Source organism: Myxococcus sp. XM-1-1-1 (assembly GCF_020037095.1).
Classification (GTDB): domain Bacteria; phylum Myxococcota; class Myxococcia; order Myxococcales; family Myxococcaceae; genus Myxococcus; species Myxococcus fulvus.
On record NZ_JAIQDH010000026.1, the window covers coordinates 102,254 to 120,065 of the forward strand.

The following is a 17,812-nucleotide window of genomic DNA, read 5'->3' on the forward strand; positions in this document are numbered from 1 at the left end:
GCGTTGGCACGCGATTGGCTCTGAGGTCGCCCATGCCTTCTTTCTTCCAGGACCTGCGCCACGGCTTCCGCTCCCTGCGCCGCAGCCCGGGCTTCACCCTGGCCACGGTGCTCGCGCTGGCCTTCGGCATCGGCGCGAACACGCTGCTCTTCAGCGTGGTGAGCGCGCTGCTCTTGCGCCCGCTCCCCCTCCCCCAGTCCGAGCAGCTCGTCTCCGTGTGGGGCTTCGACCCACGCGAGCCCGACGGCAACAACGCCCTGTCCCGCCTGGACTCCGAGGACCTCCGGCAGAAGGTGAAGGCCTTCGCCGCGTTCGCCGTCTACGACACCGGCGGCTTCACCCTCACCGGCCCCCACCAGGAACCCGAGCGGGTGGAGGGCGCGGCGGTGTCGGAGGACTTCTTCCGCGTCGCCGGCGTGCGCCCCCTGCTCGGCCGGGCGCTCGAGGACCCCGAGTTCCAGCTCAACGGCCCGCGCGCCGTGGTGCTCTCGCACGGCCTCTGGACCCGACGCTTCGGCGCGGACCCGAGCGTGCTCGGCCGCACGATGGAGCTGGACGGCAATCCCTACGAGGTCGTCGGCGTGATGCCCGAGGGCTTCGACTTCCCTCGCGAGGACTCGCAGGAGCCCGTCGGCCTGTGGGCCCCGCTGTCCGCGCGCGACTTCGTCCGCTCCAACTGGGAGAGCCGCGGCACCCACCTGCTCTCCGGCGTGGCCCGGCTGGCCCCGGGATTCAACGCCGAGCAGGCCCACCAGGAGGCCCAGGGCGTGATGCGGGCCCTGTCGCAGACGTACCCGGACACCAACACCCAGGCGAGCGTGAGCGTGCGCGGCCTCCAGGAGCGCCTGTCCCAGAAGACACGCCGCCCCGCGCTCCTGCTGCTCGGCGCCGTGGCGCTGCTGCTGCTCATCGCCTGCGTCAACGTGGCGCAGCTGCTCCTCGCCCGCGCGATGACCCGGCAGCAGGAGTTCGCCGTGCGCACCGCGCTGGGCGCGGGCAAGGGCGCGCTCGCCCGACAGTTGCTGGCGGAGGGCTCGCTGCTGGCCCTGGCCGGAGGCGCGCTGGGGTTGCTCCTGGGCCTGTGGGGCACGGACATGCTGAGCGCGATGCTGCCGGAGTCCGTGCGTCAGGTGCAGGCGGTGCGCGTGGATGGACGCGCGCTGGTGTACACGGCGGCGCTGGTGCTCGCGGTGTCGCTGATGTGCGGCCTCGCGCCGCTGGGCACCGCGCTCAAGGCCAACCTCGGCGGCCTGCTCCAGAGCACGCGCGGCACGAGCGCGAACAAGGCGGCGCTGCGCTGGCGCGCGATTCTCGTGTCCACGCAGGTGGCGCTCGCGCTGGTGCTGCTTGCGGGCGCGGGGCTGCTGGTGCGCAGCGCGCAGCGGCTGGCCGACGTGGACCCGGGCTACCGGCCCGACGGCGTGTCGCTGATGGGCGTCAACCTCCCGGCCGCGCGCTACCCGCGGGACACGATTGCGACCTTCTACGAGCGACTGCTGGAGCAGGTTCGCGCGCAGCCGGGCGTGGAGGCCGCGTCGCTGGTGACGCCGGGCATCGTGACGGGCGGCGCCATCGGCCTGTCGATGGAGCTGCCGGGCAAGCCCTCGCCCTCGGGGGAGAAGCTCGTCACCGGCTACCGGGCGATGAGCGATGGCGTCTTCGCCACGCTGGGGATTCCGCTCAAGCAGGGGCGGGACTTCACGCGGCAGGACACCGCGGACGCGCCGCCGGTGGTCGTGGTGAACGAGTCCTTCGCGCGGCGCCACTTCCCCAACGAGGACGCCATCGGCAAGCGGGTCGTCATCGCCTTCGGCCGCCCGCTCAAGGAGCGTGAAATCGTGGGCGTGGTGGGGGATGTCCGCGCGCGCGCGCTGGACGAGCCCGCGGAGCCGGAGCTGTACGCACCGCTCGCCCAGACGCCCTGGGCCATGACGTCCGTGGTGGTGCGCAGCAAGCTCCCGCTGGAGCGCGTGACGGCGCTGGTGAAGGGCGAGATGCGCCAGCTCGACTCGCAGTTGACGCTGCCGAAGACGACGACGCTGGCGCAGGGCCTGGAGCGCTCGGTGGCGGACCGGAGCTTCCAGCGGGTGCTCCTGCTCGCCTTCGCGGTGTCGGCGGTGGCGCTGGCCTCGCTCGGCATCTACGGGTTGATGGCGTACAGCGTGGCGCAGCGTCGACGGGAGCTGGGCATCCGCCTGGCGCTGGGGGCGCTGCCCTCGGACGTGGTGCGGCTGGTGATGAAGCAGGCCCTGCGGATGTGCGCGCTGGGCCTGGGCGTCGGGCTCGCGCTGGCGCTCGGGCTGTCGCGGCTGCTGGAGGGCCTGCTGTACGACGTGAGCGCCACGGACCCGCTGACCTTCCTCGCCGTGCCGCTGCTGCTGCTCACCGTCGTCTCGCTGGCGAGCTGGCTGCCCGCCCGCCGCGCGTCGAAGGTGTCGCCCGGCGTGGCCATGTCCGCGGACTGAAGTCTCACTCCGCCGCGTCGAGCTCCGCGACGACGCGGCGGACCTGGCCTTCGCGCCCCTTCTGGGTCCTCGCCGTCAGCACCTTGAGGACCAGCCCGTACCGCCGCGTCCTGCCGAGCGCCTCGAACGCCCGCGCCGCCCGAGGGCTCGCCGCCAGCGCCGCCGTGAGCACCTCCGGCACCGTGGCGTTCTTCTGCGACTCGTAGGCCGCGTCCCAGCGCCCATCCGCCTTCGCGGCCTCGACCTCCGCGAGCCCCGAGGGCCGCATCCGACCCGCGCGCGTGAGTGCCTCCACCTTGCGCACGTTCACACAGGACCAGCGGCTGCGCGGCCGGCGCGGGACGTACTTCTGCAGGTAGAAGCGCGCGTCGAGCGACTTGCGCTGCCCCGAAATCCATCCGAAGCACAGCCCCACGTCGACCGCCTCGTCATCGGTGAGCGAGGCAATCTGCGTCCCCTTCTTCGCGAGCTTCAACCAGACCCCCGCGGACGCATCGACGTGCGTCTGGAGCCAGGCCTCGAACTCCGCCGCGCCCCGGAACGCAATCACCGGCGCCCCTCCTTCAGCGCTGGCCATGGGCGCCTCCCAGCACGTCCAGGTAGTGGCGGTTGAACATCAGGCCCAGCACGTTCCCGAACGGGTCGGTGACCGACGCCGTGACGAAGCCCGGCCCGCGCTCGGTGACGCCATCCAGGAGCTGCGCCCCCATCGCGAGCACCCGCGCGAGCGTCCCCGCGATGTCGTCGACGTGCCAGTAGACCACCGTCCCGCCCTGAGCCGTGGCGAGCCCCGGCGGCGCGAACCTCCGGTCGATGATGCCCAGCTCGTGCTGGTAGTCGCCGATGCGGAACTCCACATACCCGGGCCCGCGCCCCACGTCCTCGCTGCGGAAGTAGGGCTGCATGCCGAGCAGCTCCGCGTACCAGCGCGTCGCCGCCTGGAGGTCGTCCGCCCAGAGGTTGAAGGTGCACATTCCGCGCAAGGTGTGGGTCATGGCGTTTGTCTCCGTGGGTCCTGGCCGCGCTCGTTCGCGACCCCATGAACATGGCCCCAGAACGTGACAGAATGAGTCACCTTTGAAGCGCGAGCCCGTCACCGACCGTCTGGACCGGGTCCTGGGCCTCCTCGCCTCCCGCCCGTCCTGGACGGCCCCGGAGCTGGCGGAGGAGCTGGGCGTCTGCGTGCGCACCATCCGGCGGGACTTGTCCCGGCTCTCCGCGCGCGGCGTCCCCATCGAGTCGGACGCGGGCCGGGGCGGCGGCATCCGGGTTCCGCCGAGGACAGGGCTCGGGCGCGTGCAGCTCAACGCCCAGGAGCTGCTCGACCTGCTGCTCGCCCTGGCGCTCGCCGAGCGGCTCGAGTCCCCGCTCCTGCTCTCGACGCTCAAGAGCCTGCGCCAGAAGCTCGCCGCGTCGTTCCCACCCGAGGAGCGCGCCCGCGTCGGCAAGCTGCGCCAGCGCATCCTCGTGGGCCCCACCGCGCGCAGCATCAGCGCGACGTGGAAGCCCCCCCGGGCCGCGGTGCTGCGCCCCCTCCAGGAGGCCTTCTTCGAGCAGCGCGCGCTGGAGCTGACCTACCGCGCGAGCGACACGAGCACGGTGCGCGTCGTGGAGCCCCACTACCTCCTGCTCAGCTGGCCCGCGTGGTACCTGCTCGTCTGGGACCACCTGCGCGGAGCGGTGCGCATGCTCCGCGTCGACCGCATCGAAGCCGCGAGCGTCCAGGCCGCGACGTTCCAGGTGCGCGACTCGGAGTCGATGATCGCCACCCTCGGCGACATCTTCTCGTCGCTCTGAGCGCGGGCGGTATAGACAAGGGCCATGAGCACCCCTGTCACCTTCTTCCTGATTCCCGCCGAGGGCCTCGCCGGTGTGTTGACGCCGTCCCGGCTCGCGTCCCTGCGCGCCGCGGTGGTGCGCGAGGACCCCGAGGCGATGGAGGACGAGGAGGTGCTGCTCGCGCTCATGGACCACCTCTCCCAGCACGGCGGCGCCGCGCTGACGCGGCTGCCCGAGCCGCTCGGTGACGAGGTGCTGGAGCTGCTCGACGTGCTCGCCGAGGACCTGGTCCACACCGACAAGGAGCCCCGGAGCGAGCGCCTGGAGCAGGCCACCTCGCAGCGCCCCGACGCCGACGACCTCCAGGCCGCCGAGGCCGTCGTCCGCGCGGCCTGCCCGGACACGCTCCACCACCTCTGGCGCCACACCGTCTGGGGCCGGGTCCCCCAGCAGGAGGGCGCCACCGACGACCTGCGGCGCATCAACCCGAACCTCGGCTACTGGACGAACGCCGAGGTGCGCCAACTGCGCGACGGCCTGCGCGAGCACCTCCACGGCGCCCCCACCTACCAGCCCGTCAGCGGCTGGGCCCGCTTCACCTCCCGCCTGCGCCGCATCACCCGGCGCGGAGACCCCGCGCGAGCGCTCGACGCCGTGACGCAGGCGCTGGACAAGGCCTCACGCCAGGGCGCGGGCCTGCTCTTCGCACGCTGACCTCACATCAGGGTACGCACCAGCCGGCCCACCGTGGCCATCGCGCCCTCGATGCGCGGCGTCCACGGCTGTCCACACGACATGCGGATGAAGTTCCGGTACGAGTCTGGCCGGGGCGAGAAGATGGGCCCCGGCGCGATGCTCACGCCCGCATCCAGCGCGCGTCCGTGCAGCACCAGCGAGTCCACCGTGGACGGCAGCTCCACCCACAACAGCGAGCCCCCCGCTGGCCGCGCCACGCGCGTGCCCTCCGGGAAGTGCTCAGCCACGCCCTCCGCCATGCGCGCCACCTGCTCCGACAGCCGGCGCCGCAGCGCGCGCAGGTGCCGGTCATACCCGCCTTCCTCCAGGAAGCGCGCAATCGCCAGCGGCAGCAGCGTGGGCGAGGCCACCGTGTGCGAGAACTTCAGGAGCTCCACCCGCTCCCGGAGCCGACCCGGCGCCACGTACCCCACGCGGAAGCCCGGCGCGAGCGTCTTCGAGAACGAGCCACACAGCATCACGTTGCCCGTCGTGTCGAACGACTTGCACGTGCGCGGCCTGCGCTCGTCGAAGTGCAGGTCACCGTACAGGTCATCCTCGATGAGCGGCACCCCGCGCTCCTCGAGCATGGCCACCAGTCGCTGGCGGTTCGCCGTCGGCATGCAGCTGCCCACCGGGTTGCTGTAGCTGGGCACCACCAGCACCGCCGCCACGCGCCGCCGCTCCAGCGCCGCCTGGAGCGCATCCAGCTCCATGCCGTGGCGCGGTGAGCACGGAATCTCCAGCGCGCGCAGCCCCAGTGACTCGATGGCCTGGAGCGTGCCGTAGTACGCCGGTGATTCAATCGCGATGGTGTCCCCCTGCCGGGCCACGGCGAGCAGGCACAGGTGGATGGCCTCCGCGGCGCCGACGGTGATGATGAAGTCCTCGGGCGACAGCGCCGCGCCCCAGTCCAGCGAGCGCCGCGCCAGCTGCCGCCGCAGCTCCGGACACCCCGGAGGCACGTCGTACAGCATCCCCGCGTCACCCCTCTCGCGGGTGAGCGCGTTGAGCTCCCGGTACAGCCGGCGCGTGGGGAGCAGCTCCGTGGACGGCCACGCGCCGCCCATCTGCACCAGGTTCGGGTCGCGCATCGACTGGTACACGCGCGACACCAGCGCGCTCACCGTGACGGGCGTGGCGCTCGTCGCGGGACGGGACACCTGCGGCTCCGCGAGGCGGGGACGCTCGCGCCGGCGCACGTAGTGGCCCGACTGCGGCCGCGTCTCGATGAGCCCCACCGACTCCAGGTGCAGATACGCCTGGAGCACCGTGGAGATGCTCACCTGCTCACGCAGGCTGAGCTGACGCACGGAGGGCAGCCTGTCTCCCGCGCGCAGCGTGCCCGCGTTGATGGCGTCCTCCAGCCGCTCCGCCACCTGCTCGTACAACTTCGGTTTGTGTGCCAGCGCGCCCATGCCGTCCCCGATGCGAAATCCGTCTCCCGCCAATCCGTATCGGTAACGGGCCCGGCCTCCGCTGCCCAGACACACCTGCCCACCGGACGGACCAGTACAGTTCCTTGGACTTCAACTGTACTGGTCACAATGGTGGATTGCTGCCTCTGTTCTGTTTCGTCGGCGGGGCGCATGGTGGGCGATGAGGAGGTCGTGGTGCCATGGAGTCCAAGCTCATGTCGGCGCGGCGAGGCTTCTGGAGCTCGCTGTGGAATCACCTGAAGCCCCAGGCTCGCCCCGGAGTGGAGACGGGCGGACAGGGGCTGCACGAGGGGTCGCTCTGGAGTCGGCGCATCCAGGGGGACGAGGGCCTGCTGCTCACGTGTACCGAGGGCCGGCTCTGGCTCACCTTCGAGTCGGACCCTCGGGACTACGTGCTGGAGCACGGGAGCAGCGTGCCCCTGAACCACGAAGGCCAGGTGGTGGTGCAAGCGCTGAGGTCGGCGCGCTTCTGCTTGGGGACGTCACTCTCGCCCTGCGGCGGGTGAGTGCGCTCACTCCGAGGGAGGCGTCGTGAGCGAGCCCCGGGCGGCGCGGCGCAGGTAGAGCGCGAACGGCACGTGGGTGATGGCGTCTTCGGTGAGGGGGACCTCCAGCGTGCCGTCGTAGCGGGCCGGGCGGCGGCCGCGCACAGCGACCTCGGACTGGATGGTGATGCACATGCCCACCTTGAGGAACGGTGAGCGGGCGCTCGCCTCGGGGCCCTTCAGCCCGAAGTAGACGTCCAGCTCGTAGCGCTGAGCGACTGTGTTCGTCCGGAACGCGGCGCGCTCCACGAGGAGCTTCTCGTCCAGCTTCTTGAAGATGCCTGGGATGAAGTCGACCTGGAAGGAGTCCTCCAACACCTGGAGGACGTCCTGGACGCTCTTGAGACGGTCGGCGTCGACGGCGATATCGAGGGACATGGTGTACCTCTCGGGACCTCGGGCCTGGAGCGCGTGGATAGCGCCGGGCGCGCGCGAAGCGCCGAGAGGTTTCGAGGGGACGTCCGGCCGGTGACGGCCACCGTGGAGGACTGTCGCCCGTCACACGGTGGCTTCGCCCCACGGTCTACCGTGGGGCGCTCGGGACTTCAGGCCACGGTGAGGATGTCGGGGCCCTGCTCGGTGACGAGCAGCGTGTGCTCGAACTGGGCGCTGCGGCTGCCGTCGGCGGTGACGGCGGTCCACCCGTCGTCCCAGGTGCGGTGGCCCCAGCCGCCGAGGTTGATCATCGGCTCGACGGTGAAGATCATCCCCGGCTGCATGATGGTGTCGGCCTCGGGCTCGTAGTAGTGCGGAATCTGGAGGGACGTGTGGAACGTCTCGCCGATGCCGTGGCCGCAGTAGGCGCGCACCACGCTCATGCCGTTCTTGGTGGCGTGGTCTTCAATCGCGCGGCCGATGTCGCTGATGGGCCGGCCAGGCTTCACCGCGGCGATGCCCAGCTCCATGCACTCGCGGGTGACGCGCACCAGCCGCTCGCTCTCCGGGTCCACCTTGCCCACGAAGTGGGTGGCCGAGCAGTCGCCGTGGACGCCATCCAGGTAGATGGTGATGTCCAGGTTGACGATGTCGCCGTCCTCGAGCGCGCGGTTGTCGGGGATGCCGTGGCAGATGACCTCGTTGACCGAGGTGCACAGGGACTTGGGGAAGCCGTGGTAGTTGAGCGTGCTCGGGTAGCCGCCCCGGCGGATGTAGGCCTCGTGGGTGATGGCGTCCAGCTCGTCGGTGGTGATGCCGGGGCGCACGTGGGAGGCGACTTCCTGGAGCACCTCGGCGGCGGCCTTGCAGGCCCTGCGCATGCGCGCGATGACGTCCGGCGAGCGGATTTCAGAGTCGCTCGGGCGGCGCTGGGGGCGGCCGGACACGGCGTAGTCGGGGCGGGGGATGTGCAGGGGCACGTCGCGGCGGGGGCTGATGAGGCCCGGGCGGATGCCCTTGCGCGCGACGTCGGGGCCCTTCTTGCGCGCCTCGACGGCGTCGGCGCCACGATGGCACTTCTTGTACTTGGTGCCGCTGCCGCACCAGCAGGTGTCATTGGGGCCGGGCAGGACGGCGGGAGGGGTACGGGGAATGGCGGTGGTCATCTCTCAACTCCGATGGAAGCCATGTCGGACCTGCGGGCGCGGAGCCAGCGCAGCACCTGGGGACGCAGCCACAGGCGTGGGCGTCCGGTGCCCAGGTCCAGGATGGGGCGGGGCATGTCCGGGTAGCGGCGCAGATAGGTGCTGACGCTGTTGGTGTGGCGCAGCTGCAGCAGGCCGGCCACGCCCTGGGCGTCGATGAGGTCTTCCGTCTTCACCATGGGACACATGAGGGGGTTGTCTATACCCGTAGACACGCCCGGGCGCACGGGTTCTTTCCGCCCTCCTGGCGGGTGGGCGGCCGGGCGACCTGTGGATGACAGGGTGCGGGGTGCCACCAGGGGGGCCGTCGCTCGCCTGGGACACGGCCGCGTCAGCGGATGAGGACTCCGTGCGCGACGGGGTCGAAGCGCGAGCCCTCCTGCACTTCAGCGGAGGTCTGGTGAGACGCCCCCACCGAAACCAGGGCAGACTTGAGGGCGCTTCTCATCCGCTGACCAGTCTCCCCGAGCAGCTGACAATGGTGGCCCCATGGAGGGCGCCACCCTGCATGGACTTCCCGCAGTGAGGTGCATGATGGAACCGAAACAGGTCACGGTGCGGCGCTGGTCCGAAATCACCAGCAAACCCCTCACGGAAGAGAGTGTGCGTGCGCTGCACTTGCCCGCGAAGAAGTATCGGGTGAGCGTCAGTCGGTATTCGCCGGTGGAGGATTTCGGTGGATCGATGCGGGCCGGTACGGTCTATGTGCTGGCTGGGCGCTGCCAGATTGAATTCGGCACGCAGGCTGTCCAGTTCGCCGCAGGAGATGTCGCGGAGTTTCCTGCCGGTGATTATCGCGTGGTGGTGAATCACGAAGCTGGGTGTGTGGTTGTTTTTGCCTGGGAGCTTCCAGCGGAGCTTGCTCGATAGGAGTCGACCGACGCATGGAGCACAGAGCTGACAAGCCTCTCACCGTGACGTGGCAGGGAATAGGTGTGGCCCTCTATCGCCACCAGCAGATGGACACGGGCGAGCATCAGCACCGGTCGCTGCAACTGCTCATGCCCCTCGGCCGCCCTGCTGTCCGCGGGCGCTGGCGCTCCGTCGACCGCGCGGTGGACGTGCGGCTCGTCCGAGAGGAAGTGGGCGTCGTCGGCTCCGACCTGCCGCATGCCTTCGCCTGGGACGCGGGCGCGCAGGTGGTGTCCTTCTTCCTTCCTCCCGAGCGGATGTCTTCGCTCGCCGGAGAGCACGATCTGGAGCACGCCCTGTGCTCGGTGGGCCCATCACGACTGACGGACCCGGTGCTCCGTGAGTTGCTGCGCGCCAGCGGCGAGGCGCTGTGCGAGGGACGTCCACCCTCGCGACTCGAAGTGGATGCGCTCGCCACCGTGCTGGGCCTGCGCCTGCTGCGTCTCGACGGCCAGCGCCCGAGGTCCGGAGTGAAGCCCGTGGGGCTCGCGCCCTGGCAGCTCCGGCGCGTGACGGACTTCGTCGAGGCGAACCTGGACACGGCCCTCGGCCTGGAGTCCCTCGCCGCCGTGGTCGACCTGAGCCCGTCCCACTTCTCGCGAGGCTTCAAACGAACCACCGGCAACACGCCACACCAGTTCGTCCTGACCCGGCGCCTGGAACGCGCACGCGAGCTGCTCGAAACCACCGCGCTCCCGTTGAGCGACATCGCGCAAGCCACGGGCTTCTCCAGCCAGAGCCACTTCACCGCCCTGTTCCGCGCGCGCCACGCGCTCACGCCCGCCCGCTTCCGCCGCGAAGTGACGGACTCAGCGAATGGCGCGAACCCGATAGACGAAGCAGGAACCTGATAGACGCCCCGACGCGACGTGGACGAGGGTGGCCCCATGTCACTCCCCTCCTCTCGCCCCACCGTGGACGCCGCGCTGGTCCGCCGCGTGGAGCTGGCCCAGGCCGCGCAGAACCGCGCCGCCACACCGACACACGGCATCCTCGAGCTCGCAGGCGGCCTCGCCCTCTTCAATGGCGCCAACTCGCCCCTCACCCAGGCGCTCGCGCTCGGACTCGAAGGTCCCGTCAGCGCCGAGTCCCTCGACCGTGTGGAGGCCCACCTGGGACAACAGGGCGGTCTCCTCCAACTCGACCTGCTCCCCTTCGCCGACCCGTCGCTCGCGCAGGAGCTGGCCCGTCGTGGCTACCGCGTCGGTGAGTTCCAGCAGGTGTTCGTGCGCGCCCTGCCCGCGAGTCCGCCTCCTCCCACCGCACCCGGCATCGAGCTTCGTCCGCTCCGCCCCGGTGAGGCCCAGGTCTTCTCGCGCACCGTGGCCCAGGGCTTCATGGGACGTGACGAGGTCTCCGACGAGGAGGCCTCGCTCATGCTGGGCACCGCGACCATGCCCGGCACCACGTGCTTCCTCGCGCTCGTGGACGGAGAGCCCGCGGGAGGCGGCACCGTGGCCATACACGACGGCGTGGCCACCCTGTCCGGCACCGGCGTGCGCGAGCGCTTCCGCGGCCGAGGACTCCAGCAGGCCCTCATCTCCACCCGCCTCGACTGGGCCACCCGTCAGGGCTGCACCCTGGCGTCGAGCAGCACGCTGCCCGCCAGTCCCTCACAGCGGAACATGGAGCGCCTGGGGTTCTTCGTCGCCTACCCCAAGGTCGTGATGATGCGCGACCTCACCTCGAGCCCCCGCTGACACACGTCTCCCAGGAGCGCCCCGCGCCCTGACGTCAGGGTAACTCGTGGGATGGCCATGGCAGCGGGCCACCCCAGAGGTATTCAACCTGCTAGATTCGTCAGAGTCCAGGAGACCTCTGACGTCCATGAGTCCGCATCCATCGTCGATGCCCCCGGAAGCCCTGCCCCCGGGATTCGTCCTGACGGGAGGCTGGCGCATCCTCGAGAGACTGGGCGTGGGCGGCTACGGCGTCGTCTATCGCGTGGAGCCGGTGGACTCGCCGGGGCGCTACTTCGCGCTCAAGCTCACTCGCCACACCGCCGAGGGCCGCGCCCTGCGCGAGCTCACGCTCCTGTTGGACCGGGCCGTCCATCCCAACGTGGTCGCGGTCCACGCCTGCGGCCGCTGGCCGGACATCGTCACGGGCCATTTCTACTTCGTCATGGACTGGGTGCCCGGACCGCCGCTCCACGTCTGGGCGGAGCGACACAACCCCTCCTTCCGACAGCTGGCGGAGACCTTCCGCCGGGTCGCCCTGGCGCTGGACACCCTGCACGCCGGAGACGTGCTGCACCGGGACCTCAAGCCGGAGCACATCCTCCTGCGAGACACCGAAGGAGACCCTGTCCTCATCGACCTGGGCGCGAGCGCGTACACCGGCGCGCCCACGCTGACCACCGGCCCCCTGCCTCCCGGCACCCGCCACCTGCGCAGCCCCGAGGCCATCCGCTTCCATCAGCGCCACTGGCGCCACCCGGACGCCCGCTACCAGTCCGTCGCCACCGATGACCTCTACGCCCTGGGCGTGTGCCTCTACCGCGCGGCCACGGGCCACTACCCCTTCCCTCCGGACTGGCCCGCGGACGTGCTGTGCGCCGCCATCACCTCGCAGCCACCCGCCGTCCCGTCGGAGCTGAACCCGCGCATCCCTCCCGAGCTCGACGCCATCATCCTGCGGCTCCTCGAGAAGCTCCCGGAGCAACGCTTCCAGAGCGGCGCACAGCTCGCCACCGCCCTGGCGCCGAGCCGCTTCACCGCCGAGGCTTGGGACACGCCGCTCTTCGGCACGGACACACCCGCGCCCCCGCGCAAGCCCCCCTCCCCGGCGCGCGCACGTGTCCAGCGCCTGCGAACCCGTCTCCTACACCCCCGGGTTCTCGCCCTGCCCGCGGTGCTCCTGCTCCTGGCGGTGGGGTGGTTCCTCCACGGCTGGAGACAGACAACTCCAGGAGTCACCCAACAAATCGACTCCCTGGAAGGTCAGAAAATAGCCAGACATGCGGAATCGCATCACAGTGAGTCAGTCACCGATTCGCCCCGGGCGAATCCCATCCCCGTGACCGTCGCCCCCGTGGCGCCGCCACTCCAGGACCCCACTCCCGTGATGAAGCCTCCCGCTCCCCCCGCGAAGCCTCGCGCGTTGTCACTCGCCCGCCTGTCCAAGGTGGCCCTGGCCTGCACCGGGCTCGCCTGCTCCAGCAGCACGCCCTACGTGCAGCATCGGCCCATCCCTCCCGTGGCCGAGTGCCCCGCGGGCGCGGATGAGACCATCGAGCGCTTCGGACTCGACCAGGGGGACCAGTTCGAGGGCTCCATCGGAGAGAACTTCGGCACGCCCTTCCGGAACATCACGGTGAAGGAGGGGTACCTGATGACGAACGTGCACCGCAAATTCAAGAAGCTCCCCGCGGGCGCACAACTCGTCACCGAAATCATCTTCACCAACGAGCGCGTCTATGGCCGCATCCGGGAGATGCGTGTCGGCGACGATGTGTATCCGGTCTGCATGGTGTTCTACGAGTTCAGCGACGTGGGGCGGCAGAGGCTCCCGGGGGGAGACGAGGAACACGCGGTCATCTTCAACCTCCTGCACGTCCGCGTCGTGGAGCGCTTCCGGGAGATTCGTGGGAAGGATTGGTGATGAAGCCAGGCGCTTGCGCCTCGTGACCTGGCTCGTCCTGCTCCACGCCTCCAACACCGGAGGCTCCCCTCTTCAGGAGCGTGCCATCGAGCCTGACGTCTCCGCTCCGCAGGCCCCGAGCGTTCAAGACCCTTCCACGCGATCCTCCGACACACCCTCGCGAGGGCCATTCAGCGTGATGTACATCGCCGGAGCACTCGATGTTCGGGGCCTCGCCACACGTCCGCTCGGCCCCATCGTCGCACCCACCACGCCCATCCTGTCGACCTCGACGTCCGCATACGCACACCGGACGAGCTCACGGGTCGCAGTGGTGCTGCTGCTCGCCTCCGTTGGAGGGCATTCGCCGTGGACTCCGCGAGAAGCGGCGCTCATCACCGCGACGGGACGTCACGTCCGGAAGCTCCTCGTCTGGCAGTCACGTCCGCTCGGAGACCAGGACACCGATGTGCTGCTCGTCCTGGAGACCGAGGCCAAATCCATCGAGCTCCGCGGCCGCTACCTCCTCGAGCTGCGCGAGGACACCACTTCGCCCCCGTTGCACCTGGGCCCGGTGAGCTTCCCCGAACTTTGACGGGGCGGACTCACCGGCCCAGGGCCGAGCACGTCATGCAGAAGCGGGCCTCGGGGATGGCGCGCAGGCGGTGGCGTCCCATGGCGCCTCCGCACCGCTCGCAGCGGCCGAACTGTCCCACCGCGATGCGGGTGAGCGCCGCCTCGATGTCGAGCAGCTCCTGGCGCTCCGCCTCGGACAGGAGCTCGTCCGCTCCCCGGACGGCCACGAGACGCGTCCGTGACCGGAGCCGTTCGCCGCGCTGCACCAGGGCGTCACGCGCCTCACGAGCCAGACTGTCCATCTTCGCCTCCCGCGACCCTCGCCGGGCACCGCCGCCGCGCTCATCGCGACGCACTTCCCAGAAGAAGGAGTGTGGGGAGCAAGCAGTACAGGAACCATGCCACGTGGGGCCCTCATGCCTCCCCCCAGCCCCTCCGCAAGCCTTGCGCGCGCCCCGACGAGGCTCCGCAGCCCTTGCGGCCCGCCCTCACCGCGGCGTCGCGCGCTCGAACGGATGGATGACCTTCCAGTCACGCCGCATGTCCACGACGAGCCAGCCCCGTCCAGGCGCCTCGTCCAACCCCCGGGCGAGCTTCCCCACGCGGGCCTCCCGATCATAGGCCCACTCGCGCTCGGCATCGGTGTGGTGGACGAGCAGCCCCAGGCGCGGCCCCGGACCGGAGGTGGTCCACTCGAGCATCTCGAAGTCCCCATCGGAGTTCCCGAAGGCCGCCAGGGGCCTGCGTCCCACCCCCTGCTCGATGCCCACGGGCTTGCCTGCTCCGTCATCGAGCAGGTCCAGCTCCGCGAGTCGAAGGACCGAGGGCGCGCCTCCGGTGGCCTGGTAGCGCAGCTTCACCCGGCTGCCCACCACCTGCTCGCGCGGCACGCCGTACACCCGCTCCATCCAGGGGCGCATGAAGCCCACGTCCCCACCGGAGACGACGAAGGTCTTGAAGCCCCGCGCCCGCAGGAATGACAACAGCTCCAGCATCGGCTGGTAGACGAGGTCCGTGTACGGGCGATGCAGCGTGGGGTGGCGCGCGGTGACGAGCCAGTCCGAGACCGTCCGCTCGAACTGCTCCGTCGTCATGCCCGCATGCGTGGCCGCGAACAGCTCCATCAGCCCGCGCTTGCCGCTCGCCTTCACCGACTCCACATCACCCTCGAGCACGCCCTGGAAGGGCTGGCGCGTGCGCCACTCGGGGTGCTGGGGCGCGAGCGCCTTCACCCGGTCGATGACGAAGGCCAGCTCGGCCACGAGGGGCTGCTCGGACCACAGCGTGCCGTCGTTGTCGAACACGGCGATACGCTCGGAGGCGGGCACGAAGTCCGGTCCGCCCTCGCGAGTCACCCGCTCCACGAAGTCCAGGAGCGCCGCCTTCGTGGGGCCCTCCGTCCAGGAGGGGAGCGGGTCCTTCGAGGACGCCGCGACGTCCGCGTGCCCCCGCGCCGTGTCGTCCGTGGACGCGCGCTGCGAGGACGCACACCCGCTCGCGAGGACGAGCGAAAACCCCATCAACATCCAGGCGACCCCGCGCATCCGTCCCCTCCCCATGGCCACACGCCAACCTGCGCATCACCCAACAGGGGTCCATCACCCGCGCGCGCGAGGGGAACGTTCACCCGGGCGCGTCGTAGGCCCTGCCCCCGAAGGACGGCCGCGCCATGATGTCCCGGGCCAGCCTGTCACTGTACGCGGGGCCCTCACGGCCGAAGGCCTGGGCCTCCTCGGCCGTCAGGCGCACGCGCACCGCCGTCATCGCGACGCCGCCCACGACGACCTCGATGACCAGGCCCCCGCCCTCCTCGCGAAGCACGCGGTAGAGCAAGGGGCTCTGGTGGATGACGTGCTCGGCGCTCACGGCACCTCGGTCACGACGGCCTGGGACACCGGCGCGTTGATGACCATGACCTCCGGCAACCCGCCCGACGTGTAGCCGCCGAACTTGAAGCAGTCCGTGTCCTGCTCCGACTGGCACTTCCACGCGCCCGGGTCGCTGTCCACCGGCAGCCGCACGCACGGCGCCGCCGCGCGCAAATCCAACGTCATCATGCGAAGCGGACCCTCGAAGTTCTTCGCCGGCAGCCCCAGCGCCTGCCCCAGCACCGCCGGGTCATGCGTCCCGCCCGACGACGCCTTCCTCACCGCGTCCCGGATGACCGACGACGGCGCCGCGAACAGGTAGCAGCCGCTGTCGTCACAGCGCCCGAAGTTCGTCGCCCCCGTCTGCACCACGTACTGCTGATACTGCGCATCCTTCATCAGCCACGACACCGAGCCCTCCGGGAAGTTCTTCGCCAGGTGCTGCTCGATGCCGTACGGCGACGCCCGCTGGTCCGCCTCCCGGGAGAGCTCCGACTGCCGCTCGTCACAGCTCAGCGCCACCGGCGTCGACGGCTCCGGCGTGACGGCGGGCGCCGAGTGCCTGCACCCCACCATGAACAGCGCGCTCACCAACAGACCGCGAATCATCCAGGCCATGCACGGACCTCGCATCAGGGGGTTGAGAGGTCGACCAAACTAGTCAAGGAAGTCACGCTCCCTCCCTGGCCCCCGGGGGCGAGTGCCGTGCATCCGACACGCCTGGGAATGGGGCCAACGCCACCCGGCGGTGCGAGGCAGCGGACGGGCCCGCACAGAGGCATCGACTTTTGCCTCGGGACGGGGCAATCCAAGCCTCCTATGCGCTCGCAACCTGCTGGTCCCCCGCCCGAGCGGGGCCTGTTCTGCAACCGCACCCTCAACCTGCGCGCCATCAAGGCCGTGGGCTACGACATGGACTACACGCTCATCCACTACCGGGTGGAGGCGTGGGAGCGCCGCGCGTACGAGCACATCCGGGACCGGCTCGTCGCGCAGGGCTGGCCCGTGGGTGACCTCCAGTTCGACCCGGCGCTCGCCATCCGCGGCCTCATCATCGACACCGAGAAGGGCAACCTGCTCAAGGCCAACCGCTTCGGGTTCGTGAAGAAGGCGCTGCACGGCACGCGCACCCTGGACTTCATCACCCAGCGGGACGAGTACTCGCACGTCGTCATCGACCTGCACGAGCGGCGGTGGGTGTTCCTCAACACGCTCTTCTCCCTGTCGGAGGCGTGCCTCTACGCGCAGCTGGTGGACCGGCTGGACGCGGGGCAATTGCCCGGCCCCATGGGCTACGCGGACCTCTACGAGCACGTGCGCAAGAACCTGGACGCCACGCACATGCAGGGCCGGCTCAAGGCGGAAATCATCGCGGACCCGGAGCGCTACGTCATCGACGACCCGGAGACGCCGCTGGCGCTTTTGGACCAGCGCAACGCGGGCAAGAAGCTGCTGCTCATCACCAACAGCGAGTGGGCCTACACCGAGCCCATGATGCACTTCGCCTTCGACAAGCACCTGCCCGCCGGCATGACGTGGCGGCAGCTGTTCGACGTGGTCATCGTCTCCGCGCGCAAGCCGGAGTTCTTCACCACGCGCTCGGCGCTGTTCGAGGTGGTGGAGACCAACGGCGAGGCGCTCCTGCGTCCGCACTCGGGGCCGTTCAAGGAGGGCAAGCCGTACTTCGGCGGCAGCGCCGTGGAGCTCGAGCGCCACCTGGGCATCAGCGGCGACGAGGTCCTCTACGTGGGCGACCACATGTTCGGCGACGTGCACGTGTCCAAGAGCGCGCTGCGCTGGCGCACGGCGCTCATCCTCCGCGAGCTGGAGGACGAGGTGCGCGCCATTGCGTCGTTCCGCCCCACCGAGGCCCGGCTCGCCGAGCGCATGGTCCTCAAGGAGCGCCTGGAGTGGGACAGCTGCCAGCTGCGGCTGGAGCTGCAGCGCCGCCGCGGTGACTACGGCCCGCGCACGGACTCGCCCACCGAGCAGGAGCTGGTGGCGAAGCTGGGCACGCTGCGCGAGGAGCTGGAGGCGCTGGACGCGGAGCTGGGCCCCATGGCCCGCGCCGCCACCGAGCTGTCCAACCCCATCTGGGGCCTGCTCACCCGCGCCGGCAACGACAAGAGCCACCTGGCCCGCCAGGTGGAGCGCTACGCGGACATCTACACGTCGCGCGTCTCCAACTTCCTGTTCGCCACGCCCTTCGTCTACCTGCGAAGCCCCCGAGGCAGCCTGCCGCACGACCCGAGCCTCCCCGGCGGCACCCCCGTCTTCCCCGCCACCGACAGCGGCGGGGGCATGGCCGACGCCGAGTAGCCCCACGGCCCA

Annotated in this window: 20 protein-coding genes; 10 read left to right on the plus strand and 10 right to left on the minus strand. The window is 70.6% G+C overall.

The window, feature by feature from the left end; all coding sequences use genetic code 11:
* Positions 1–32: 32 nt before the first annotated feature.
* Positions 33–2,465, plus strand: coding sequence for an ABC transporter permease (locus K8640_RS35895; protein ID WP_223751204.1), 2,433 nt, complete (start codon positions 33–35; stop codon positions 2,463–2,465).
* A 4-nt stretch (positions 2,466–2,469) separates the two neighbouring features.
* Here K8640_RS35895 and K8640_RS35900 read toward each other — a convergent pair whose 3' ends face one another.
* Both K8640_RS35900 and K8640_RS35905 read right to left on the minus strand, forming a co-directional pair.
* Positions 2,470–3,042, minus strand: a complete 573-nt coding sequence (locus K8640_RS35900; protein WP_223751205.1) for a YdeI family protein — start codon at positions 3,040–3,042, stop codon at positions 2,470–2,472.
* A complete protein-coding gene (locus K8640_RS35905; protein ID WP_223751206.1) occupies positions 3,029–3,460 on the minus strand; it encodes a VOC family protein in 432 nt (143 codons plus the stop codon). Before K8640_RS35905 ends, K8640_RS35900 begins: the two co-directional genes overlap by 14 nt.
* A gap of 82 nt (positions 3,461–3,542) precedes the next feature.
* Between K8640_RS35905 and K8640_RS35910 the strand changes: the two genes are divergently transcribed.
* Both K8640_RS35910 and K8640_RS35915 read left to right on the plus strand, forming a co-directional pair.
* Positions 3,543–4,262 (plus strand): YafY family protein, encoded by a 720-nt coding sequence (locus tag K8640_RS35910; RefSeq protein WP_223751207.1) that lies wholly within the window; start codon positions 3,543–3,545, stop codon positions 4,260–4,262.
* A 24-nt stretch (positions 4,263–4,286) separates the two neighbouring features.
* On the plus strand, positions 4,287–4,958 hold the full coding sequence (locus tag K8640_RS35915; RefSeq protein WP_223751208.1) for a hypothetical protein: 672 nt from the start codon (positions 4,287–4,289) through the stop codon (positions 4,956–4,958).
* Positions 4,959–4,960: 2 nt separating this feature from the next.
* Here the strand turns inward: K8640_RS35915 and K8640_RS35920 are convergent, their stop codons facing one another.
* Positions 4,961–6,397, minus strand: coding sequence for a PLP-dependent aminotransferase family protein (locus tag K8640_RS35920; RefSeq protein ID WP_223751209.1), 1,437 nt, complete (start codon positions 6,395–6,397; stop codon positions 4,961–4,963).
* A gap of 200 nt (positions 6,398–6,597) precedes the next feature.
* Here K8640_RS35920 and K8640_RS35925 point away from each other — a divergent pair, with 200 nt between their 5' ends.
* On the plus strand, positions 6,598–6,924 hold the full coding sequence (locus K8640_RS35925; RefSeq protein WP_223751210.1) for a DUF2917 domain-containing protein: 327 nt from the start codon (positions 6,598–6,600) through the stop codon (positions 6,922–6,924).
* 6 nt (positions 6,925–6,930) lie between these two features.
* Here the strand turns inward: K8640_RS35925 and K8640_RS35930 are convergent, their stop codons facing one another.
* The 3 genes from K8640_RS35930 to K8640_RS35940 form a co-directional block, all read right to left on the minus strand.
* On the minus strand, positions 6,931–7,341 hold the full coding sequence (locus K8640_RS35930) for a hypothetical protein (RefSeq protein ID WP_223751211.1): 411 nt from the start codon (positions 7,339–7,341) through the stop codon (positions 6,931–6,933).
* Positions 7,342–7,508: 167 nt separating this feature from the next.
* A complete protein-coding gene (gene map, locus K8640_RS35935; RefSeq protein WP_223751212.1) occupies positions 7,509–8,504 on the minus strand; it encodes a type I methionyl aminopeptidase in 996 nt (331 codons plus the stop codon).
* On the minus strand, positions 8,501–8,722 hold the full coding sequence (locus K8640_RS35940; protein WP_223751213.1) for a hypothetical protein: 222 nt from the start codon (positions 8,720–8,722) through the stop codon (positions 8,501–8,503). The genes map and K8640_RS35940 overlap by 4 nt, the downstream gene beginning before the upstream one ends.
* 310 nt (positions 8,723–9,032) lie before the next feature.
* On the opposite strand from K8640_RS35940, the gene K8640_RS35945 reads away from it, so the two are divergent.
* The 5 genes from K8640_RS35945 (at position 9,033) to K8640_RS35965 (ending at position 13,632) form a co-directional block, all read left to right on the plus strand.
* Positions 9,033–9,413, plus strand: coding sequence for a hypothetical protein (locus K8640_RS35945; RefSeq protein WP_223751214.1), 381 nt, complete (start codon positions 9,033–9,035; stop codon positions 9,411–9,413).
* A 14-nt stretch (positions 9,414–9,427) separates the two neighbouring features.
* A complete protein-coding gene (locus K8640_RS35950) occupies positions 9,428–10,306 on the plus strand; it encodes an AraC family transcriptional regulator (protein ID WP_223751215.1) in 879 nt (292 codons plus the stop codon).
* Positions 10,307–10,342: 36 nt separating this feature from the next.
* Positions 10,343–11,155, plus strand: a complete 813-nt coding sequence (locus K8640_RS35955) for a GNAT family N-acetyltransferase (RefSeq protein ID WP_223751216.1) — start codon at positions 10,343–10,345, stop codon at positions 11,153–11,155.
* Positions 11,156–11,282: 127 nt separating this feature from the next.
* On the plus strand, positions 11,283–13,058 hold the full coding sequence (locus K8640_RS35960; protein WP_223751217.1) for a serine/threonine-protein kinase: 1,776 nt from the start codon (positions 11,283–11,285) through the stop codon (positions 13,056–13,058).
* Between the two features lie 310 nt (positions 13,059–13,368).
* Positions 13,369–13,632 carry a hypothetical protein gene (locus K8640_RS35965; RefSeq protein WP_407940369.1) on the plus strand — a complete coding sequence of 88 codons (264 nt, stop codon included), beginning with the start codon at positions 13,369–13,371 and terminating at the stop codon, positions 13,630–13,632.
* 10 nt (positions 13,633–13,642) lie between these two features.
* Here K8640_RS35965 and K8640_RS35970 read toward each other — a convergent pair whose 3' ends face one another.
* From K8640_RS35970 to K8640_RS35985, 4 genes are all read right to left on the minus strand, one after another.
* Positions 13,643–13,840, minus strand: coding sequence for a TraR/DksA C4-type zinc finger protein (locus tag K8640_RS35970; RefSeq protein WP_223751218.1), 198 nt, complete (start codon positions 13,838–13,840; stop codon positions 13,643–13,645).
* Between the two features lie 261 nt (positions 13,841–14,101).
* Entirely contained in the window at positions 14,102–15,157 is a 1,056-nt protein-coding gene (locus K8640_RS35975; protein ID WP_223751219.1) for an HAD family phosphatase, read from the minus strand.
* Positions 15,158–15,236: 79 nt separating this feature from the next.
* Positions 15,237–15,479, minus strand: coding sequence for a hypothetical protein (locus K8640_RS35980; RefSeq protein ID WP_223751220.1), 243 nt, complete (start codon positions 15,477–15,479; stop codon positions 15,237–15,239).
* Positions 15,476–16,099, minus strand: coding sequence for a hypothetical protein (locus K8640_RS35985; protein ID WP_223751221.1), 624 nt, complete (start codon positions 16,097–16,099; stop codon positions 15,476–15,478). The genes K8640_RS35980 and K8640_RS35985 overlap by 4 nt, the downstream gene beginning before the upstream one ends.
* 201 nt (positions 16,100–16,300) lie before the next feature.
* Here K8640_RS35985 and K8640_RS35990 point away from each other — a divergent pair, with 201 nt between their 5' ends.
* A complete protein-coding gene (locus K8640_RS35990; RefSeq protein ID WP_074958174.1) occupies positions 16,301–17,800 on the plus strand; it encodes an HAD-IG family 5'-nucleotidase in 1,500 nt (499 codons plus the stop codon).
* Positions 17,801–17,812: the final 12 nt, after the last annotated feature.

Bases quoted from the DNA above. Each gene is read 5' to 3' on its own strand.
- K8640_RS35895 (WP_223751204.1), top strand. From the start codon at position 33: ATGCCTTCTTTCTTCCAGGACCTGCGCCACGGCTTCCGCTCCCTGCGC.
- K8640_RS35900 (WP_223751205.1), bottom strand. From the start codon at position 3,042: ATGGCCAGCGCTGAAGGAGGGGCGCCGGTGATTGCGTTCCGGGGCGCG.
- K8640_RS35905 (WP_223751206.1), bottom strand. From the start codon at position 3,460: ATGACCCACACCTTGCGCGGAATGTGCACCTTCAACCTCTGGGCGGAC.
- K8640_RS35915 (WP_223751208.1), top strand. From the start codon at position 4,287: ATGAGCACCCCTGTCACCTTCTTCCTGATTCCCGCCGAGGGCCTCGCC.
- K8640_RS35920 (WP_223751209.1), bottom strand. From the start codon at position 6,397: ATGGGCGCGCTGGCACACAAACCGAAGTTGTACGAGCAGGTGGCGGAG.
- K8640_RS35925 (WP_223751210.1), top strand. From the start codon at position 6,598: ATGGAGTCCAAGCTCATGTCGGCGCGGCGAGGCTTCTGGAGCTCGCTG.
- K8640_RS35930 (WP_223751211.1), bottom strand. From the start codon at position 7,341: ATGTCCCTCGATATCGCCGTCGACGCCGACCGTCTCAAGAGCGTCCAG.
- map (WP_223751212.1), bottom strand. From the start codon at position 8,504: ATGACCACCGCCATTCCCCGTACCCCTCCCGCCGTCCTGCCCGGCCCC.
- K8640_RS35940 (WP_223751213.1), bottom strand. From the start codon at position 8,722: ATGGTGAAGACGGAAGACCTCATCGACGCCCAGGGCGTGGCCGGCCTG.
- K8640_RS35945 (WP_223751214.1), top strand. From the start codon at position 9,033: ATGGAGGGCGCCACCCTGCATGGACTTCCCGCAGTGAGGTGCATGATG.
- K8640_RS35950 (WP_223751215.1), top strand. From the start codon at position 9,428: ATGGAGCACAGAGCTGACAAGCCTCTCACCGTGACGTGGCAGGGAATA.
- K8640_RS35955 (WP_223751216.1), top strand. From the start codon at position 10,343: ATGTCACTCCCCTCCTCTCGCCCCACCGTGGACGCCGCGCTGGTCCGC.
- K8640_RS35960 (WP_223751217.1), top strand. From the start codon at position 11,283: ATGAGTCCGCATCCATCGTCGATGCCCCCGGAAGCCCTGCCCCCGGGA.
- K8640_RS35975 (WP_223751219.1), bottom strand. From the start codon at position 15,157: ATGCGCGGGGTCGCCTGGATGTTGATGGGGTTTTCGCTCGTCCTCGCG.
- K8640_RS35985 (WP_223751221.1), bottom strand. From the start codon at position 16,099: ATGGCCTGGATGATTCGCGGTCTGTTGGTGAGCGCGCTGTTCATGGTG.
- K8640_RS35990 (WP_074958174.1), top strand. From the start codon at position 16,301: ATGCGCTCGCAACCTGCTGGTCCCCCGCCCGAGCGGGGCCTGTTCTGC.